General features: G+C 44.4%; 15 protein-coding genes. 6 read left to right on the plus strand and 9 right to left on the minus strand.

Translation table 11 applies throughout. The features are described 5' to 3' along the window. Positions 1-184: 184 nt before the first annotated feature. From priA to QT994_RS22075, 3 genes are all read right to left on the minus strand, one after another. Positions 185-2,746 carry a primosomal protein N' gene (gene priA, locus QT994_RS22065; protein ID WP_333178159.1) on the minus strand — a complete coding sequence of 854 codons (2,562 nt, stop codon included), beginning with the start codon at positions 2,744-2,746 and terminating at the stop codon, positions 185-187. Between the two features lie 79 nt (positions 2,747-2,825). Beyond that, positions 2,826-3,896: an ATP-binding protein gene (locus QT994_RS22070; RefSeq protein WP_333178161.1), complete on the minus strand. Its 1,071-nt coding sequence runs from the start codon at positions 3,894-3,896 to the stop codon at positions 2,826-2,828. 200 nt (positions 3,897-4,096) lie between these two features. Next, on the minus strand, positions 4,097-4,348 hold the full coding sequence (locus QT994_RS22075) for a hypothetical protein (RefSeq protein WP_333178164.1): 252 nt from the start codon (positions 4,346-4,348) through the stop codon (positions 4,097-4,099). 126 nt (positions 4,349-4,474) lie between these two features. Between QT994_RS22075 and QT994_RS22080 the strand changes: the two genes are divergently transcribed. Both QT994_RS22080 and QT994_RS22085 read left to right on the plus strand, forming a co-directional pair. Beyond that, positions 4,475-5,419, plus strand: coding sequence for a fused MFS/spermidine synthase (locus QT994_RS22080; protein ID WP_190737955.1), 945 nt, complete (start codon positions 4,475-4,477; stop codon positions 5,417-5,419). A 39-nt stretch (positions 5,420-5,458) separates the two neighbouring features. Further along, positions 5,459-5,629, plus strand: coding sequence for a YqaE/Pmp3 family membrane protein (locus QT994_RS22085; protein WP_333041499.1), 171 nt, complete (start codon positions 5,459-5,461; stop codon positions 5,627-5,629). Positions 5,630-5,761: 132 nt separating this feature from the next. Here the strand turns inward: QT994_RS22085 and QT994_RS22090 are convergent, their stop codons facing one another. Further along, positions 5,762-7,042 (minus strand): lipid-A-disaccharide synthase, encoded by a 1,281-nt coding sequence (locus QT994_RS22090; RefSeq protein WP_333178168.1) that lies wholly within the window; start codon positions 7,040-7,042, stop codon positions 5,762-5,764. Between the two features lie 36 nt (positions 7,043-7,078). Here QT994_RS22090 and QT994_RS22095 point away from each other — a divergent pair, with 36 nt between their 5' ends. Then, on the plus strand, positions 7,079-7,555 hold the full coding sequence (locus QT994_RS22095; RefSeq protein WP_333178172.1) for an ankyrin repeat domain-containing protein: 477 nt from the start codon (positions 7,079-7,081) through the stop codon (positions 7,553-7,555). Between the two features lie 105 nt (positions 7,556-7,660). Here QT994_RS22095 and QT994_RS22100 read toward each other — a convergent pair whose 3' ends face one another. The 4 genes from QT994_RS22100 to QT994_RS22115 all read right to left on the minus strand — a co-directional run bounded on the left by QT994_RS22100 (position 7,661) and on the right by QT994_RS22115 (position 12,415). Continuing rightward, on the minus strand, positions 7,661-8,677 hold the full coding sequence (locus QT994_RS22100; protein WP_333178176.1) for a calcium-binding protein: 1,017 nt from the start codon (positions 8,675-8,677) through the stop codon (positions 7,661-7,663). Between the two features lie 208 nt (positions 8,678-8,885). Continuing rightward, positions 8,886-9,956, minus strand: coding sequence for a calcium-binding protein (locus QT994_RS22105; protein WP_333178179.1), 1,071 nt, complete (start codon positions 9,954-9,956; stop codon positions 8,886-8,888). 290 nt (positions 9,957-10,246) lie between these two features. Then, positions 10,247-11,284, minus strand: a complete 1,038-nt coding sequence (locus tag QT994_RS22110) for a calcium-binding protein (protein WP_333178182.1) — start codon at positions 11,282-11,284, stop codon at positions 10,247-10,249. 141 nt (positions 11,285-11,425) lie between these two features. Next, positions 11,426-12,415: a calcium-binding protein gene (locus QT994_RS22115; RefSeq protein WP_333178185.1), complete on the minus strand. Its 990-nt coding sequence runs from the start codon at positions 12,413-12,415 to the stop codon at positions 11,426-11,428. A 535-nt stretch (positions 12,416-12,950) separates the two neighbouring features. Here QT994_RS22115 and QT994_RS22120 point away from each other — a divergent pair. The 3 genes from QT994_RS22120 to QT994_RS22130 all read left to right on the plus strand — a co-directional run bounded on the left by QT994_RS22120 (position 12,951) and on the right by QT994_RS22130 (position 19,536). Further along, positions 12,951-16,946, plus strand: coding sequence for a magnesium chelatase subunit H (locus tag QT994_RS22120; RefSeq protein ID WP_333178188.1), 3,996 nt, complete (start codon positions 12,951-12,953; stop codon positions 16,944-16,946). Between the two features lie 241 nt (positions 16,947-17,187). Further along, positions 17,188-18,438, plus strand: a complete 1,251-nt coding sequence (locus QT994_RS22125; protein WP_333178190.1) for a DUF262 domain-containing protein — start codon at positions 17,188-17,190, stop codon at positions 18,436-18,438. 6 nt (positions 18,439-18,444) lie between these two features. Continuing rightward, positions 18,445-19,536, plus strand: coding sequence for an MAE_28990/MAE_18760 family HEPN-like nuclease (locus tag QT994_RS22130; protein ID WP_333178192.1), 1,092 nt, complete (start codon positions 18,445-18,447; stop codon positions 19,534-19,536). 183 nt (positions 19,537-19,719) lie between these two features. Here QT994_RS22130 and QT994_RS22135 read toward each other — a convergent pair whose 3' ends face one another. Then, the gene (locus tag QT994_RS22135) at positions 19,720-20,931 is read right to left on the minus strand and encodes a glycosyltransferase family 2 protein (RefSeq protein ID WP_333178194.1); all 1,212 of its coding nucleotides are present in this window, start codon (positions 20,929-20,931) and stop codon (positions 19,720-19,722) included. Positions 20,932-21,004 lie beyond the last annotated feature (73 nt).

Here is a 21,004-nt window from a genome sequence, read left to right on the forward strand (position 1 = left end):
TTCTGCCACATCTCTTGATGAGATTATTCGCGCTTATTGTGCAACTTAGTGTCTCATCTTTATTTGAAATAACTATAGTTGGTGAAACCCGCCCCGAGGATAGCCTGTAGGGGCGGGTTTTACCAACAATATTTGAGGCTCACAAACAATCTACAAAAACCCGCCCCCACCCAACCAATAACCCTCAACCAAAATTCAACGGATCGACATCAATAGTTAAACTAACAGAACGCGGCGTACGATCGCGCAATCCGATCAAATCCGACAAATCCACCGACTCATCCAAAGGCAACTTCAGCAAAATCTGCCACCGATAGCGATTTGCCACCCGCATAATCGCCGCAGGTGCAGGCCCCAACAACTCACACCCCGGTACAGACAATCGCTCAATATACTCCTGACAAATAGACGCCAATTGTACCGCAGTCACCGCAACTTCCGCCGCATCTACACTGCTCAACCGCAACAAAATCAGCCGCCCCGAAGGTGGATAATTTAGCGCTGCTCTTTCTGCTAATTCGGTTTCCACAAAATCTGTATATTCGTGCCGCCTAACTGCTTGAATAACCCGGTGTTCGGGAGTGTAAGTTTGAATAATTACCCGCCCCGGATCGTCGCCTCTGCCCGCACGTCCCGCGACTTGAGTTAATGTTTGAAAAGCTCGTTCGCTTGCCCGATAATCTGATAAGTTTAGCAACCCGTCAGCAGACACAACTCCCACCAAGGTTACTCCAGCTAAATCTAACCCTTTCGTCAGCATTTGCGTACCCAACAAAATGTCAGCTTCCCCATTGGCAAATTGCGTTAACAATCTGCGGTGGTCGCCCTTATTTCTAGTCGTATCGCTGTCAAACCGAATTGCCCGCAATTCGGGAAATAATCTCGTTAATTCCTGTTCGACTCGCTGAGTGCCGCTACCAAAGTTTTTGAAGTAAGGAGAACTGCATTCCGGGCAGTTTTGGGGGTGTCGTTCCGTGTGGTTGCAGTAGTGACACCGCAACACTTCTGCGGTTGCTTCGCCGACGTGGTGATAAGACAGCGAAACATCGCAGTTCGGGCATTCCATCACATAGCCGCAACTCCGACAAGAGACAAAGGTACTGTGCCCTCTTCTGTGAATAAATAGAATACCTTGCTGTTGTCTTGCTTGTAATTGTTCCAGCGCGTTTTGCAGGGAAGCACTGAAAATTGATCGGTTTCCTTGCCGCAATTCTTGGCGCATATCCACTATTTCCACAGGCGGCATCGGGCGGGAATAAATGCGATCGGGCAATGATAAATAATGGATAGTTGGTAACGAGTAATAATCTCGGCGCGTCCCCACCAAAGTCTCTAAAGCTGGGGTTGCGGAACCTAAAATTAAGGGACAATTTTCTAATTCTGCCCGCCATTTGGCAACGGTGCGGGCGTGGTAGCAGGGGGCTGGTTGGTCTTGTTTGAAGCTGCTGTCGTGTTCTTCATCGAGGATAATTAAGCCAAGGTTAGGTAAAGGCGCAAAAATAGCCGATCGCGTGCCGATGACTATTTGCGGGGTTCCAGTCAGCATCTGACGCCATGTATCGTAACGTTCTCCGTCGGATAGGGCGCTGTGGTATACGCAAATTTGCTCGCCAAAACGGGCTCGGAATCGATCGGTAAGTTGCGGTGTGAGGCCGATTTCGGGAACGAGTACGAGGGCGGATTTGCCGCTGGCTAAGATGGGGGCGATCGCCTGCAAATACACTTCGGTTTTCCCGGAACCTGTAACGCCGTGCAGCAGCACTTGACGAAATCCCGAAAAAGAGTTAATAAACGCTAAAGCTTCAGCTTGAAAATTAGTTAAATTTTTCGGTGCATCGGGCAATTGAGCAATTCCGCGATCGCCCCTGAGCACTTCCCTTTGATCTATAACAACGGTACCTTTTTGCTCCAAATTTTTGACAACAGAAGAACTCGCACTGCAAATTCTCAACAAATCATTCATCCACATTTCACCGCCACCCCGGCGCAAAACTTCCAATACTTCTTGTTGTCGCTTGGTTAAATCTGTGACAAATGCACTAGCAATTAATGTCACTGCCGGTTTGAGTTGTGGTTTGGGAGGATTGGGCGGTTCTAAATAACTTTCTACCCAACCGCGTTTCAATAAATCTTTCAATCCCCGATAACTTCCCTTAACTTGGCGCTGGAGGTATTGCCAAGTGTAATCGCCGTTTTTTTGAGATTGCAGCAATTGTAAAATTTGACTGGCGGCGGGATTGAGAAATGTTTCGGCATTCGGAGAAATTGCGTCCTTAATTAAGCGAATTCGGCGCACGGAACGGCTTAACAAACCGGGCGGCAGCGAGGCTCTAATTACTTGAATTAATGGTGTGCAATAATAGGTGGCAGTGCGATCGAGTAATTCCCAGTAAGTCGCTGGGAAAAAGCCCGTACTGACAACATCTTCGACATCTTTTACCCGCGCCGGATCTAAGTCTGGCGGCAGTTGAGAAATGAACCGAATGGCGATCGCCCCTACCTGTTGACTGCCAAAGGGTACACTCAAGATATCCCCTGGTTGCACGGTAAGTTCCGCAGGTAAACGATAGGTAAATAACTTATTTTCCTCCCCAGGGGAGTCCCCCGCAACCCTGAAAGGAGAGTCCACCAATACCTCGATCCACTCTGCCCGCACGGTGGGGCGCTGTGGCGGTTCGCTGCTGCCGTAGGATGCCCCGGCTTCTGCCGCTATAGGGGTTGACAAACCAAAAGTGACAGTAGACATAGGGTTGCACATCAAACTAGGAGGAGCCGCGGTCAAAGGGAGTTTTCATTATCCCTCAGTTTAGCTCGATCGATCGATCTTAGCGGCCGGAATTGGCGATCGGAATCTCGATCACGAATTCAGTCCCTTCTCCAATTGCGGATATGCACTCCAACCTCCCGCCATGTTTGTCCACAACAATCTGATAGCTAATTGACAATCCCAAACCCGTCCCGTGACCAACTTGTTTGGTGGTGAAAAACGGATCGAAAATTTTCCCTTTTACAGCTTCATTCATTCCCAGACCATTATCTTTGATGCTAATTCTTGCCCAATTTTCAGAAACAATAGAAGTATTAATTACAATATGACTGGGCTTGGCTTCTATCTCCCCTACAGAGCACTTGTTTTCTCGCTCTCGCAGCACATCAATAGCATTATTAATGATGTTCATAAATACCTGATTTATTTGCCCCGCATAACATTCTATTTTCGGTAAACTTCCATAGTTTTTAACAACCCTTATTGCCGGATTCCCTGGTTTTTCTTTAGTTAAATGCTGCACAATTAACAAGGTGCTGTCAATTCCTTCGTGAATGTTAACTGGTTTCTTTTCGGCTTCATCTACCCGCGCAAAGTTTCGTAAAGTCAGCACAATTTCGCGGATGCGCTCGGAGCCAACTTTCATTGACGAAAGAGTTTTCAACAAATCTTCGCGCAGAAAGTCGAGGTCAATTTTTTCCAGAAAAGCTTCAATATCTGCATCTGTTTCGGGATACCGATCCTGGTACATTGCGAGCAATTTTAAAATATCGGCAGCGTAGTCATTGACATAAGTAATATTGCCGTAGATGAAGTTCACGGGATTGTTGATTTCGTGGGCGATACCAGCGACCAAAATTCCCAAAGCCGACATTTTTTCGGCTTCGATCAATTTGAGCTGCATTGTTTGCTGGTTTTCTAGAGCTTTTTCTAGTGTAGATATTTTGGCTTTTAAAATCTTTTCGGCATCTATAAATTCCTCAGTGACTGTCTGTAGCAAAGAGTCTTTTTTTTGATGAAGGGCTTCTAATTGGCTGCGTTTGGTTTCCGAATTTTCGAGTTTTTCTCGCAGGATTCGATTTTCTTTTTCCAGCTTTTTGATTCTGTTTTCCCAGTTTGTGGGTTCCATGTGCTATTATTTTTAACCTAAAAATAGTGTTATAACAGTTTTATTAGTAAATTTATTTGCACCCTTTATCTACTTAGAATGACCTCGCACATTGCCTCTGCATTTTTGTCCTAATAATTAACCACATACTTTATTTTGCTCGATCTAAAAATTTTATCTAAAATACATTCAAAATGTCAAGATTTTAATAAAAAATAGGGTTAAAACCGCTCGCCACTTTTATTCCCCGCACTCGCATTTGTCGGGTTCTCATGCGATTGTTGATAAATCAGTAGGGCGATCGCAAACTGATAAAGGCGGGCCCAGCGCGAAAAATTTCCCGATTTAGACCACATTTTTACCAAACCGACCGCCGATGCCAAGCGAAAATATAAAATGTGAGTGCGATAGCCCGATCGCCCACAAGCAATCTCAACTAACAAGGCAATACCTCTATCCCAGAACGCAATCACACTATACCATTCCTCCCAAATCTCACTGCAATGTGTCGATCGTACTCACACACCCGCACCATTTTGTGCTAATAACTACTACTTGTGACAACATCGGCACAGCAGTTTATATTTGGAGAGTAATTGATGTCAGGTAGCGAAGTTCGTGCAGATTTTTGGATGAGCGAGTACATTACCCCTTGGGATATTTACGTTCACGGCGTCATCGCGGTGCTCGCTTACAAGAAAACAGCCTATCAAGAAATGTACGTAGTTCAGACCGGTACCTACGGCAAAGGCTTAGTTTTGGACGGCAAATGGCAATCTTGTACAGGCGACGAGTTTCTGTACCACGAACCCCTGGTACACCCAGCCATGATTTGTCACGGCTCACCCAAAAAAGTTCTCGTTCTCGGCGGCGGAGAAGGAGCTACAATTAGAGAAGTGCTGCGCTGGAAAACAGTTGAAAAAGTCGTGATGATCGACATTGACGGCGAAGTAGTAGAAGCTTGCCGCGAACACCTGCCAGAAATGCACCAAAATGCCTTTGATGACCCCCGCTGCGAAGTAGTAATCGGCGATGCTTTGGACTATTTAGATAAAACTGACAATGATTGGGATATTGTCATTTCTGACTTGTCCGATCCCATTGAAGAAGGCCCATCTTTCCAGTTGTTTACCAAAGAGTATTTTGAGAAAGTTCGCAGCGTAATGTCGCCTAACGGATATTTCGTAGTGCAAGCGGGCCCAGTTTCTCCGGCAGAAATGAAAATGCACGCGCGCATTGTAAATACCCTGAAATCTGTTTTCTCCAATGTTCAATCCTGCACCAGCTTTATTTCTACTTACGGAGCTCCTTGGGGTTTTGCGATAGCTTCTAATCAAGAAATAAATACGCGACCCGAACCCGCAGTTACTGACAAATTACTCGCCGAGAAAACAACTGGCGGGTTGCGGATGTTCGACGGAATTACACTCTTGGGGTTGATGCAAGTTCCCGGTCACTTGCGGCAGGTAATCGCTGCTGAAACCGAAGTTTACACTATGGCAGCACCGCCTAAGTTTTTCGGGAAAGGTTCTGTCAGTCAGTGAAGTTAAATTGAAAGAGAAAAATCGTTTGGAGTAACTGAGATGGACAATTTAATTCGCATAGTCGCTGCAATTTTTCTTCCCCCGCTGGGCGTATTTTTGACTGTCGGCATCGGTACGGATTTTTGGATTAACCTGGTTCTCACGTTTTTGGGCTTTATTCCCGGCATCATTCACGCTGTTTGGGTGATTGCTAAGCACGATCGAGCTTAACTTGAAAGCAAATCGAGTTTTGGGATAATAAACAGGCAAGAGAAAATAAACTTTCTTTTGCCTGTTTTCACCAATTAATCTGGATTAAATCTGCGTTCATCCGCGTTCCTCTGCGGTTAAAAATAAAAAAATCTAATTTTTATGACAATTAGATTGCACCTCAATTTCTTCACAAACCAATTCAGCAATTTTTTTTGCCGCCCCTGATTCTCCTCGAACCGCACGCAAACGATCGCCCATTTGTGCTAATTTTTCAGGATGGCTCAAATAGTCGATCGCCAACCCGGCAACAGCATCGGGTTCCAGCTTCCCAATTAACTCCGGCACAATCTCTTCCTGTGCCCAAATATTCGGCCAAGCATAAAGCTTTCCCTTTCCCAATTGCCAGATTAGCCAATTAATCGCAGTCGCAAAAACTGAACCGACTAACGGCAAATTTGCCAGCAATCCCGGCAATCCGTCCCAAGCTTTCATCGCATCCAATTGCTGCGTCGGAATCAAAACAATCATCGGTACGGCTAACGAACCCAATTCCGCAGTATTCGCTCCCACAGTAGTTAAACACAGGCTGCATTCTGATAGCAAATCGTAGGCTGGCGTCTGCGTCCAAAGTTCTACTTGCAAGTTATTTGCTGTCTGCAAAAACGGCGTTTCTGTTAAATGAAGTTCGGCGCTGGCGTTTTCAAATAAATGCAGGCAAGGATTTTGTTTAGGGTCGGCAAAACCTGCTAGAGTTTGCACATCTATGGTAGGAGCAACGGGAATTACAAAGCGAGTTTCAGGGCGGATGCGGTGGATGGATTGGGCGATCGACAAACATAACGGTACACCTAAAGCTAATTTGGCGGCTTTAGAACCGGGCAACAATCCAATTAATTCTATTTTCCGTAGGGGCGGTGTCCCCGTGCCCGCCCTGCCCGATTTCCCGTTCCCTACTTCGGAAATCAAATCTCCGACAACTGTAAATTTCTTAGCATATTTTTGGGGAATTTTAGCAAAAACTTGTGGTTTCATCGCCGCAAATTTATCAATCCAGCGATACCACCGCGCGTCCCATTCAGCATAAATAACAGTGCGATATTTGAGTCTTTTGCCAATAACAACCGTAAAAAATTGATCGCCACCTAAAAATAAAACAACTCCTGTTTCGTGCCAATCCCAATTTTCAGCAGTTTTGCCCGACAATAAGAATGGAAAAAAATGCTCCGGTGCTTGCACTCTGTCCACTTCTGGGTAGGAAGATGCGATTTGTGCTTCTTTCCCGGTGGCGTGCGGACAGGGGGACAGCACCACAGAGATTCGCGCTTGAGTGCCCGCATTTCCCAGTTGCTCGCGCAAAGCTTGCACGGCGGGACGCACCCAAGTTGCCAATTCTCCAGGGCCGTTGGAGAGGATTAAAATATCTACTGCCATAGGATTTAAGATTTGAAAGGATGCAAGGGAGATTTTATGACAGATTTAATTAATGCCGTCAAGACGGGTGATATTGCGGCTGTAGAAAGTGCGATCGAACAGCGTGCAGATATCAATGTCAAGGATGAGGAAGGTGCGACGGCTTTGACAACTGCGGCTGAGGCTGGCAATTCGGCGATCGTCAAAAAATTGCTCGCTGCTGGTGCGGATGCCCACAGTCACGACAATGACGGTTGGACGGCGTTAATGAGTGCCGCTGCTGCCGGACATACCGAGATTGTACAGCTTTTGCTAGAGGCGGGAGCGGATGTGAATGCTAAAACTAATTTTGGTTTGACGGCTTTGATGAGTGCAGCAGGTAGCGGGCGCACTCAAGTTGTCGAATTTTTAATCGATAAAGGAGCTGATATCAAAGCGTATGATAATAATACTTGGACTGCGTTAATTTGGGCGTCTTCGGAGGGTCACAAAGATGCGGTTGAGGTTTTGAAGCTAGCGCGCGATCGCCATTAAAAACTTATAAACCGGGTTTATTGGAGAAACCCGGTTTCTGGAGGGTACAATTAATTATCCCACCGAAAGCAGCAATCAGGCAAATCCCGAATAGCTGCGAGATTTTTATCCAAGTACAAGTGTCGGCTCAGACCATTCGGGTAATAGATTCAACTTGAGATTTCCGCCACCTTCAATAACCGCGATCGTGTCACCGCGGCTGATTTGGCTAACTCCATTTCGATAGAAGGTCAAGCCGTTCGTTTGGATTGCTAAATCTCGATTATTGTTGGTGGGAACCAGAATGAAGCTATCTGAAGATCCACTGAACTCGATTCTATCCTGACCTTGGGTAAAGTTCCGAATAGTAGCAAAACCCGGCCCAATGTAGAAATTGTTAGATCCAACAATACTCAGTCTACGGCTTAGTATTGTTTCCCCTAACACGAATGAATCGCGACCGGGACCGCCAATCAGAGTATCGAATTCGTTGCTGCCGTCACTTTTACTCAGCCCGTAGCCTGCTCCAACTCCAATTAATCTGACATTCCCCACACCAACACCTGTGAGGATATCATTGCCGGGGGTTCCGAAAAAAGTAGCGGAGCGCCCCTCAAATTGCCCAAATTTGAAATAATGTTCTCGACCCGTTTTCAAGGCTCCTGAGTTGACAAAAGGCTCGAGGTCGGGGTTCTCGATTAAATATAAACGTTCCCACAAAGAAGTCGCAAATCTGCCCTCTTCATTTCCGAATTTGATGAAGTGCTGGTAGCCATTTTTGAAAGTTCCGTTCTGAACAAATGGTAGCAGGTCTTGGTTATTTGCTAAATAAAAATCTTCGTTGTACTCAGGCGATACGCGGGTGCGGCCTTCTTCGTAGCCAAACTGAATAAATTGGTCTAAACCTGACGCAAAAGGCGCGTTTGGATTGTTTGGGGTGCGAACAAAGGGAGCAATATCTGGATTTTGAGCTAGATAGGTTTCTTCGTCAAAGTAACGCGATACTTTGGTCAGGCCGCCGGCTTGACCGAACTTTTCAAAGTGTTCTCTTCCAGATTTGATAACTCCTGCATCAATAGCCGGTTTCACCCAAGGATATTGCGCCAGGTAGTATGGTTCGTCAAAAATGTCATAATTTGTCATAATTATTTCTCCAAGCTTAGTCTACTTACTTGTCGGTTAAACTTGACCCACTATACCTAACTCTACTAAGTAAGTATGTCAAGTTAATTATTGTTAATCCTGTTTTATGATTTTTATGACAAACACAACAGTACGATCGCCCTTTTTGCGAATGTGCGATCGCACTCCCCAGCAGCAATCAGGCCAATCCCCAATAGGTTCGAGATTTCTAGCCAAGTAAAGGTAGATTAGCTCTAGTTTCTGGTAATAGATTCAACTTGAGATTTCCGCCACCTTCAATAACAGCGATCGTGTCAAAGCTACTAATTCCCGAACTTCCATCTGGACGCAAGACGAACAAGCCGTTCGTTTGGATAGCTAAATCTCGATTGTTGTTGATAGGAAATATCAAGAAGTTATCTAAGGAAGGTTGGATATCGCTTGTTGCTAGCTGAATGCTATCCTGACCTTGGGTAAAGTTCCGAATTGTAGCAAAACCCGGCCCGATATATAACTTTGTTGGGGGACTGTATCCCTTACCACCACTACCTTGCATAACGTCTCCGAGTACGAATTTATCGCGGCCGCTACCGCCAGTGAGAGTATCGAATTCATTACTGCCGTCACTTTCATAATTTCGGCCGGGGATGGAAAAGGCACCACCTTTACCTAAACCTACTTCAACTCCAATTAATTCGGTATTTCCCACCCCAGCACCAGCAATGATGTCATTCCCGGAACTTCCGATAAAAGTCGCAGAGCGGCTTGGATCGTTTTTGCCGAAATTGAAGTAGTGTTCCCGACCAGTTTTCAACGCTCCCGATTCGACAAACGACTGAACATCGGAGTATTTGTTTAAGTATTCTGTTTCAAAAAAAGAAGTCCCAAACTGACCGTCTTTGATGCCGAATTGAATGAAATGCTGGTAGCCATTTTTAAAAGTTCCATTCTGAATAAACGGCTGCAAATCTCGGTTATTGGCTATGTAAAACGCTTCGTCATACTCAGGCGATACGCGAGTGCGACCCTCTTCATAACCGTATTGGATAAAGTGATCTAAGCCTGTAGCAAAAGGCGCATTGGGGTTGTTGGGGGTGCGGACTAAGGCAGCGATGTCTGGGTTGCCAGCGAGGTAAGTAGCTTCATCAAAGTACCGCGATACTTTGGTTAAGCCGCCTGCTTCACCGAATTTTTGAAAGTGTTCGAGTCCCGATTTGATGACTCCTGCATCAATAGCTGGTTTGACCCAAGGATATTGAGCAAGGTAGTATTGTTCGTCAAAAATTGCGTAACTAGCCATGTTTTCCTCCTGCGGCTTTAATGAGGTATTTATCCAATTTATCAATAATCCCGAACTGAGGCAATTACCTGAGCGGGCAATTTTACCCAACAGTCAAATCTCACTTAAGTTCTATGGTTTATAACCAAGAGAAGTGGAAAATTCGGGAAAATTAAAGGAATTTCTCATACCAATATCTTGCAGATTTAGATTGGCTAGGCTATGAATTATGCCAAGTGTCTCTCCATATTTGTGAATTAATAAGTCTCCCCATGATGGACTAAGGCAAACCCTGAATAGCTTCGATATTTCTATCCAATAAAAACTCTCGTCAAACCAATAGATTCGGGTAATTGATTCAACTTGAGATTTCCGCCACCTTCAATAACAGCCAGCGTGTCAAAGCGACTAATTTCGGTAACTCCATTTTTAACGACGGGCAAGCCGTTCGTTTGAATAGCTAAATCTCGATTATTGTTGATGGGAAACACCAATAATTGCTCTAAGGAAGTCATTACTAGCTGAATGTTATCCTGACCTTGGGTAAAGTTCCGAATTGTCGCAAAACCCGGCCCGATGTAGAACTGTTGGAGGCTCGACAACCCCCCCCTAGTGCCTACTGGGAACTCTGACAAGTCGCCGAGCACGAATGTATCGCGGCCGCTACCGCCAATGAGAGTATCGAATTCATTGCTGCCGTCACTTTCATACCGTCGCAGGCCCCTAGGGGCTTCTACTTCAACTCCAATTAATTCGACCTTCCCCACCCCTACACCAGTGAGGATGTCATTGCCGGGAGTTCCGACAAAAGTCACCGGCCGACCATTTGGATCGAATTGCCCAACCTTGAAATAGTATTCGCGAGGGGTTTTCAAGGTTCCAGATACGATAAGCCCAGCGGCCTCGTTATTGAAGAATTGCGGTTCAAAGAAAGAAGTAGGCAACCGACCGTCTTTTGCCCCGAATTGAATGAAGTGCTGGTAGCCATTTTTAAAAGTTCCATTCTGAATAAACGGCTGTAAATCTCGGTTAGTTGCTACATAAAACGCTTCGTCATACTCAGCCGATACGCGAGTACGACCCTCTTCGTAACCGTATTGGATAAAGTGATCTAAGCCTGTAGCAAAAGGCGCATTTGGGTTGACTGTGCGGACAAAGGGTTTAAGGTCAGGATTTCCCTCAAGGTAAGTATCTTCGTCAAAATACCGCGATATTTTTGTGAGGCCCGCGGCTTGACCAAATTTTTCAAAGTGTTCTCTTCCAGATTTGATGATTCCTGCATCAATGGCTGGTTTCAGCCACGGATATGAGGCAAGGTAGTATTGTTCGTCAAAGATATCGTAATTCATTGTTGCTCCTTTAAAAACGTAAAGTGCGATCGTACTTTTTCATAGCACATTAGCCTACAACAAACAAAAAAGTCATTAATCATCAGCATTACCTAATGACCAATGACCAATGACTAATGACTAATGACCAATGACCAATGACTATCCAATCAAGAAAGTACCGTTACCGTTAGATTCTTGGAAAGTCAAACCCAAGGTTGCTCCTCCTTCAATCACGCCGATCACATCTCCAAAACGTTGGATTGACAAATTGTTGCCAACAGGAGTCAGGCTGTAGCCGTCGCTTAAAGAATTTCCTTGCAGTTGGATAAAATCGCTTTGTATGTCGAAGTTGCGAATGGTAGCTTGACCGTTACCCAAATACAGTGGTGTCGGGGTGACATTCCCGGCTGTAGCAGGAACTCCGAGTACGAATGTATCAGCTCCCGGACTGCCAATCAGGACATCGAACTCATTGGTGCCAAAGCTTTCGTACTGCCGGTTGCGTTGGGGATCAATACCTACTTCCACTCCAATCAGTTCGGTATTCCCCACACCAACACCAGTGAGGATATCGTTGCTGCTGCTGCCAACAAAAGTTGCGTCGCGGCTTGGCTCGTTTTTGCCGAAATTGAAGTAGTGTTCCCGACCAGTGTTTAAGGCTCCAGAGTTTACAAACGGCACAATGTCGGGGTTTTCTTTTAAGTATTCCGGTTCAAAAAATGAAGTTCCAAAACGGCCTTCTTTTGAGCCGAATTGAATGAAATGCTGGTATCCGGATTTGAAAGGTCCATTCGGGCCGATAAACGATCGCAGCTCTGAGTTATTTTTTAAATAAAAATCTTCGTTGTACTCAGGCGATACTTGGGTGCGGCGCTGTCCTTCATCGTAACCGAACTGGATAAAGTGATCGAGGCCACTCGCAAAAGGTGCGTTTGGATTGACTGTACGGACAAAGGGTGCGAGGTCTGGATTTTTCTCAAGGTAAGTAGCTTCGTCAAAATAACGCGATACTTTAGTTAGGCCGGCGGCTTCACCAAATTTTTCAAAGTGTTCTCTACCGGATTGGATGACTCCTGCGTCAATGGCTGGTTTGACCCAAGGATATGAGGCGAGGTAGAATTGTTCGTCGAAAATTGCGTAGTTAGCCATGTTATCCCCTTAAGGTTTTGATGAGTTTGAGAGTTTATAGCAATTAGCTTTCCATGAACTTGATCGCCGATCAGGAATTTACAGAAAACACACGTTATGAAAGGGTTTTAAATTCCTGGTAAAATGTAAATCTTGATGACGCAGCAATTATCCCAAGGCTACATTCTGCTTTCAGCAATTATGCCTTTTTCCCCTCTGTTAATTGCTCGATCGCCAGTTTGAGCTATTCTACAAAACTTGGAAGTTTTTTCAGGATTTCTTTCTCAATCGTTGGTTAATTTTTAATTATTTTTATCCAACTTATTAATCCTATACACATAATCAATGTTATGTCAAGTAAATTTTTGTAAATAAAAATTGGAGTATTTGCTCAAGGAATTTATCAAAAAATGTAACGAAAAGTTGGCATAAATTTGTCGAATTGTGTCATGTGCAGGCTCAAATCGCCTAATGGCAAGCGTTTTCTGGTAAAAATGCTTATGGGATAAAAAAATTCCCGATTCCCGAAAACAGCATCTTAAAGGAGCCTAACCGGATGTTCACTCACGTCAAGCCCACCATTCGCCACGTCGTGCCGGAAAACTTGCAGGGGCGATCGCTCATGAAGGTGGTCTATGTCGTACTGGAACCGCAGTATCAAAGCGCCCTGTCGGCAGCGGTTCGATCGATAAACAAGAAAAATCCGAATTTGGCAATAGAAATCAGCGGCTACCTGATCGAGGAACTCCGCAGCCCGGAAAATTACGAGGCCTTCAAGCGGGATGTGGCGGATGCCAATGTATTTATTGCTTCTCTAATTTTCATCGAAGATTTGGCCGAAAAAGTGGTAGCGGCAGTTGAACCGCTGCGCGACAGCTTGGATGTCGCCGTCGTCTTCCCGTCGATGCCTGGGGTGATGCGACTCAATAAAATGGGCAGTTTCTCGATGGCACAGTTGGGACAAAGCAAAAGTGCGATCGGCGAATTCATGAAAAAACGGAAGGAAAAATCCGGGAGTTCCTTCCAAGACGGAATGCTGAAACTGCTGCAAACTTTGCCGAAAGTGCTGAAATATTTGCCCATCGACAAAGCCCAAGATGCGCGCAACTTCATGCTGAGTTTTCAGTATTGGCTGGGAGGTTCCCAAGAAAACTTGGAAAACTTCCTGCTGATGCTGTCACATAAATATGTATTCAAAGGCCAGGAACAGCTAACTTTTCAAGAGCCCGTTGTCTACCCGGATATGGGAATTTGGCATCCCTTGGCACCGTCGATGTTTGAGGATGTAAAAGGATACCTCACCTGGTACAACGCCCGCAGAGATATTTCGGCAGACCTCAAAGACCCCCTGGCACCTTGCATCGGCTTGGTGTTGCAGCGGACTCACTTAGTCACCGGAGATGACGCGCACTACGTAGCAATGGTGCAGGAATTGGAGGCAATGGGGGCGCGGGTGGTGCCGATTTTTGCGGGCGGTTTGGACTTCTCGAAACCAGTCGAAACTTTTTTCTTGGAAGTTGGGACCAAAGGTGTGGCACCCCTGCCGATAGTTGATGCGGTGGTTTCTCTGACTGGTTTTGCGCTGGTGGGCGGCCCAGCGAAACAAGATCACCCGAAGGCGATCGAGACTTTGAAAAAGCTAAACTGCCCTTACATGGTGGCTTTGCCGCTGGTTTTCCAAACGACGGAAGAGTGGGAAAATAGCGATTTAGGCTTGCACCCGATTCAAGTTGCTTTGCAAATTGCCATTCCTGAGTTGGATGGCGCGATCGAACCGATTATTTTGTCGGGACGTGATGGCGCAACTGGCAAGGCGATCGCCCTACAAGACCGGATCGAAGCAATTTCCCAGCGCGCCATGAAATGGGCAATGCTGCGCCGCAAACCAAAATTAGATAAAAAAGTTGCGATCACAGTTTTCAGTTTCCCGCCGGACAAAGGCAACGTCGGAACTGCCGCGTATTTGGACGTTTTCGGCTCGATTTACCAAGTATTGAAAGCCTTAAAAGGCAACGGTTACGACTTGCCAGAATTGCCGGATTCCGCCGAAAAACTGATGCAAGAAGTCATCCACGACGCAACAGCCCAATACCAAAGCCCGGAATTAAATGTTGCTTACCGGATGTCGGTAGCTGAATACGAAGAATTCACTCCTTACTCGGAACGCTTGCAAGAAAATTGGGGCCCGCCTCCGGGACATTTGAACAGCGACGGACAAAATTTGCTGATTTTCGGCAAACATTTCGGCAATGTGTTTATCGGAGTGCAACCTACTTTTGGATACGAAGGCGATCCGATGCGGTTGTTATTCTCTCGTTCTGCCAGCCCGCACCACGGTTTTGCTGCTTACTATACATATTTGGAGCGCATTTGGGGTGCGGATGCGGTGCTGCACTTTGGCACTCACGGTTCCCTAGAATTCATGCCCGGTAAGCAGATGGGAATGTCTGGGGATTGTTATCCAGACAGTTTGATCGGCAAAATTCCTAACCTCTATTATTACGCCGCCAACAATCCGAGCGAGGCAACAATTGCTAAGCGCCGCAGTTATGCTGAAACAATCAGCTATCTGACTCCTCCGGCTGAAAATGCTGGTTTGTACAAAGGTTTGCAGGAACTAAGCGAGTTAATTGCTTCTTATCAAACTTTGAAAGAGACTGGGCGGGGTGTGCCGATTGTTGATGCGATCGTCGAAAAATGCCGTTTGGTGAATTTGGACAAGGATATCGCCCTGCCTCCGGAACAAGAAAGAGGGGTAGCTGCGGGAATGACTTCGGAGGAACGCGACAATTTAGTTGGCTTGGTTTACCGCAAGTTGATGGAGATTGAGTCGCGGTTGTTACCTTGCGGTTTGCACGTTATCGGTAAGCCACCGACTGCGGAAGAGGCGATCGCAACTTTGGTGAATATCGCCAATTTAGACCGCGAAGAAGACGGACTGATCAGCTTGCCGCGAATTATCGCTAACAGTCTCGGACGCGATATCGGCGAAATTTACACTAACAGCGACAAAGGCATTTTAACTGATGTTGAATTGCTGCAAAACATCACCTTGGCCTGTCGGGATGCCGTTGGCGCTTTGGTAAAGGAACAAACCGATGCTGAGGGCCGAGTTTCCCTTGTTTCTAAGTTGAATTTCTTCAACATGGGCAAGAAAACACCTTGGGTTGAAGCTTTGCACGCCGCAGGTTACAAAAAAATCGATCCAGAACCGATTAAACCGCTGTTTGAGTATCTGGAATTCTGCTTGCAGCAAGTTTGTGCCGACAACGAATTAGGCGCTTTGTTGCGCGCGTTAGAAGGCGAGTATATTCTGCCTGGCCCCGGTGGCGATCCGATTCGCAACCCGGATGTTTTGCCGACTGGCAAGAATATGCACGCTTTGGACCCGCAGTCAATCCCTACAACGGGGGCGGTTAAGTCTGCTAAGCTTGTAGTCGATCGGCTGTTAGAAAGACAGCGCGTTGATAACGGCGGAAATTACCCAGAGACGATCGCCGTTGTGTTGTGGGGAACCGACAACATCAAGACATACGGCGAATCCCTCGCCCAAGTAATGTGGATGGTGGGAGTGAAGCCAGTTCCCGACGCTTTGGGCCGGGTAAACAAACTCGAATTGCTTTCTTTAGAAGAGTTGGGACGCCCTCGGATCGACGTAGTAATTAACTGTTCCGGCGTATTCCGCGACTTGTTCATCAACCAAATGAATTTGTTAGATAAAGCCGTGAAAATGGCAGCGGAAGCCGACGAACCGTTAGAGATGAACTTCGTCCGCAAACACGCCCTGAAGCAAGCCGAAGAAATGGGAATCAACCTGCGACAAGCAGCAACCCGCGTATTTTCCAATGCCTCAGGTTCCTATTCATCTAACATCAACTTGGCGGTAGAAAATAGCACTTGGGAAAGCGAAGCCGAGTTGCAGGAAATGTATTTAACTCGCAAATCCTTCGCCTTTTCTTCCGACAATCCCGGAACAATGGAACAAGACAGGCAGATTTTTGAATCATCCTTGAAAACTGCGGAAGTCACTTTCCAAAATTTGGATTCTGCCGAGATTTCCCTAACCGACGTGTCGCACTATTTCGACTCCGATCCGACTAAATTGATCGGCAGTTTGCGTGCAGATGGGAAGAAACCAGCATCCTTTGTTGCTGATACAACTACAGCCAACGCGCAGGTGCGGACGCTATCAGAAACCGTGCGTTTAGATTCGCGGACTAAGCTGCTGAATCCGAAGTGGTACGAGGGGATGTTGTCGCACGGTTATGAAGGTGTGCGGGAGATTTCTAAGCGTCTGGTTAATACGACTGGATGGAGTGCGACGGCGGGCGCTGTGGATAATTGGGTGTATGAGGATGTCAACACGACGTTTATCCAAGATGAGGAGATGCAGAAGCGTTTGCTTAACTTAAATCCTCATTCGTTCCGCAAGATTGTCAGCACTTTGCTTGAGGTGAATGGTCGGGGTTATTGGGAAACTTCGGAGAACAATTTGGATCGTCTGCGTGAACTTTATCAGGAGGTGGAAGACCGGATTGAGGGAGTAGAGTAAAAATCCCATATAAATTAAGAGGCTGATTTTAGCCTCTTAATTTATAACATCAGTCCGGACAGTTTTTAGGTCGTAGTCTGAAACCCTTGATTTTCCTGTGGTATATCCATTGGCCAATCGCCCTCCAACCCTGATTATACGGTTGGCAATCAAAAACAGCCCGAAGAGTTGTTATAATTAGTTATCACCTACCTCTACTTTTCCCATATTTATTCATTTATATTTTCCGGATGTTAAAAATATGACCAGGCATTACAAACACCCTCAAGAAAAAGAAATAAATAAATATTTTTCACCTTCTGAATTAAATATGTGGGAGAAGTCGAAGAAGGATAAATCCCATGATAAAAAAATGTCTGATGACGAAATAAATACTAAATATGAATCAGGAAATAGCAGAATTTTAATGGAGTTTAATCGGGAAAAGCTACCACTTTTTGTGGAGGCACTGACAAAACCAGACTATATGGATTTACGTCCTTTTTTTCAACGTCGTCCTCGATGGAAACCTGAACAACAATCTCTTTTGATTGAATCTTTCATTATTAATTTGCCAGTACCGCCAGTGATTTTGTATGAGAAAACATACAATTCGTATGAAGTTATAGATGGTCAACAAAGAATTAGTGCTCTCAAGGACTTCTATGAAGATCGGCTTATTTTAACGGGATTACAACTTTGGCCAGAATTAAATGGTCGAAAATATAGTAATTTACCAACGGAAATCAAAGCTGGAATAGATCGTCGTACTTTGTCCTCTATAGTGGTTATTACAGAATCAGCTAAAACAGTTGAAGACGCAATGTATATAAAGAGGCTTACCTTTGAGCGTCTGAATACAGGTGGAGTTAAGTTGAGTAACCAAGAGATTCGCAACTGTTTATATCATGGTCAATTTAATGATAGTCTAATTGAGTTAGCTGACGATCCCACTTTTAAAAATGCTTGGGGTATTCCTGACTCCGATCGAAATGATCCTGCCCAAGAAAAAGAAGACGAAAAAAATAATTATTATATGAAAATGGAAGATGTTGAGCTGATATTACGTTTTTTTGCATTGCGTCATTACGAAAATTTTAAAGGTAATTTAGAAAATTTCATGAATTTATATATGATTAAAAGTTTAGATTTTTCTCAAGAAGACACTGCGTTTTTAAAGAGTATTTTTAAGCAAACAATAAATATTGCTTATGATATTTATGGAGGACATTTATTTAGACCTTATATACTTAACCAATCTAAAAATTGGGATTGGGCTGATAAACCATTAAAAGCATATTATGATGCTGTTATGGTAGCCTTTAGTAAAAATTTACCTAATGCTCAAATTTTGAAACAGAGAAAAAATCAGGTAATTGAAGCTACTCAAGAATTACTGAAATCAGATAAATCTGAGTTATTTAGAGGTAAAGGTAAAAATACAAAAGCTGATATACAAAAGCGATTAACTTTATTTGAGGGAATGTTGTCTCAGGTGATTATGTCCAAGTAAATATTTATGTTGATTGAAACAATTGAAATTTCACTAGAACAAGTTAGAAAAAAAACTCAAGCTATTCGTTTTATATTGAAGCAAAACCAGTCATTAAGGGATATTTTATTTACCGATGATAAAGAGGTGAGAAAAAAAGCGGCAGAATTAAAACTACATTTCTCAGAAAATTCAATTTCTATAACAGAATGGGAGATTTATGAACATAGTGCAGTTGTTGCTCAACTTTATGCAACTTATGAGAACTTTGTTGAGAAATTAATTAGTAAATGGCTAGAGGCTTTACCACAGTTAGTTACTAAATACGATCAGCTAGAGGAAGTAATCCGTAAAACTCATAGAATTGGTGTAGGCCATTTAATTTCTAAATGGGGAGAGAATAGATATGATTTGAGGTTAGCTCAAATCATTCAAGGCTTATCTGATGGAATTAACAAGAACAGTAAATATGAATTAATACCAGAGTCTTTTTTAATAAATTGTCAAAATAATTTACGCCAAGGTGAACTGCAAAAGTTATTTTTCTCTGTAGGTCTTAAAGATTTTGAGTCGGGGTGGCTCTGGGTTAAAAATCACCAAAATATTAAAGAATATATCGATAATATACTGGGTGGCTCAAATACACTTGAAAAAGAACTAGACCAATTTATCCAATACCGCAATGCAAGTGCTCATAGTTTAGTTCAAGAAAATGAATTTTTAGGTTATGATTCCTTACTAAACTTATGTTTTTTTGTCGATGCTATATGTCAGGCATTGGCTGACTTATTAATTTATCATTTTTTGATCAAAGCAGTCAAGACAAACAAAACAAAAAAAATTGGAATCATTCAAAAATTTCTGTCAGACAAACAAGTTATAATTGCAACGGTTAATTGTGGTACTTTATCAATACAAGACAAAATTTTTATTGTTAACCACAATTCCTCTTATTGTAAAGCAGCTATAATCCGAGAATTACAAAATGAAAGGGGAGAATCAAAACCAACTATTAGAATAAGAAAGGAGCAAGATATATCTTTGGAAATTGACATAATAAACGCTATAAAGCCTCCTAAAAAAACTCAAGCCATTTATACATTAAGGTCAGATAAATAATTAAATAAAGTAAATATAGGAGGGATGCTTTAGCCTTGGGATTTTAAGGAAATCGCACCTATCAAAGTGGCGATCGTTTCTGCCTTTTCTAAATGCCCCGACTTTCCCCAAAGTACGATCGCCCTCAGCTTCCCCTGCATGGCAATTTAGTTTTGAGGAATGTTGCCAGTAACTTTAATGTTATCACCTACGCTTCAAGCTCAGCACGCTGAGAAAAAAGCTCGACAAAACCATCTGCAAACCAACAGTCAGGCAAGTGAGCGAGGGAATAACCAAACGCAGAGTTTTAGAAGGATCGAGAGAACCGAAAGCCGTTTTGCTCCAGATAGTTAATGACAAGAACGAGCCAACTATTCCGATTAAAATCAGCGTGACTCCGACAATCAATCCTGTCTCTAACGTGACATAGCGAAATATTTTGTTGAGTTTGGGGTCTTCGGGCAGGAATTTCTCGCTGATGGCGAAAATTTTGGTAAAAAAAGCGAAAGTTACTGCTTGAAAACCGATGATAATTGCGATCGCACCATACAGCAGCGTGTGTACATCAAAGCTGATACTCCCAATCTTTTGAGTACCGGGCAACAGCCAAATGCTAACAATTAGACCCCAAATCATCAGCGCAGCACCCGGATACAAAAACAGCCACCGAGGACTGTAAAGCAGCAAAAATCGGAGGTGTCGCCAGCCATCTCGCCAAGTTCGCAAGTGTGGCCGTCGGCTGCGGCCGTCGGGAGAAAGTACGGTTGGAATTTCAGTTATCCGCAGCTTGTATACAGAGGCCTTGACCACCATTTCGCTAGCAAATTCCATCCCCGTTGTTTGCAAGTCGAGTTTCAAAATTGAGTCTCTCCTAAAAGCCCTGAGTCCGCAGTGAAAATCGCCGACGGGACTTGCAAAAAATAGCCGCCCAACCCATGTCAGCACCGGATTTCCTAAATATTTGTGCAGCGGCGGCATTGCACCCGGTTTGATGCCCCCTTGAAAGCGGTTTCCCATTACTAAGTCGAAACCTTCTCGCAATTTGTTGACAAAAAAGCCGAGGTTGGAAAAATTGTAGCTGTCGTCAGCATCGCCCATGATAATATAAACTCCGCGCGCTGCGATGATGCCTCCCATCAGGGCGCTGCCGTAGCCTTTGGCTGCTACGGGTACGACTCTCGCTCCCATTCTGGTAGCGATATCTTGAGAACCGTCAGTGCTGCCGTTGTCTGCTATGATGACCTCGCCTGCAATATCAAGTTCGCGCAGGGACTTCTGTGCCTTCTCGATGCAGATTTCTAAAGTTTCTGCTTCGTTCAGACAAGGCATGAGTATCGATAGTTCTAGAGTATATTCTCCGCTTGGGTTGGTCTGCTCTGCCATATATTTGTTCCACTCTCGATCGCGATCGACCATACTTGATTTTCCCGTATCTCTGCTTAAAATATTAGTGGTGAATAAAACCTAGCCAAACTTAATTAAAGTTTTT

The organism is Microcoleus sp. S13_B4, assembly GCF_036700885.1.
Lineage (GTDB): Bacteria > Cyanobacteriota > Cyanobacteriia > Cyanobacteriales > Microcoleaceae > Microcoleus.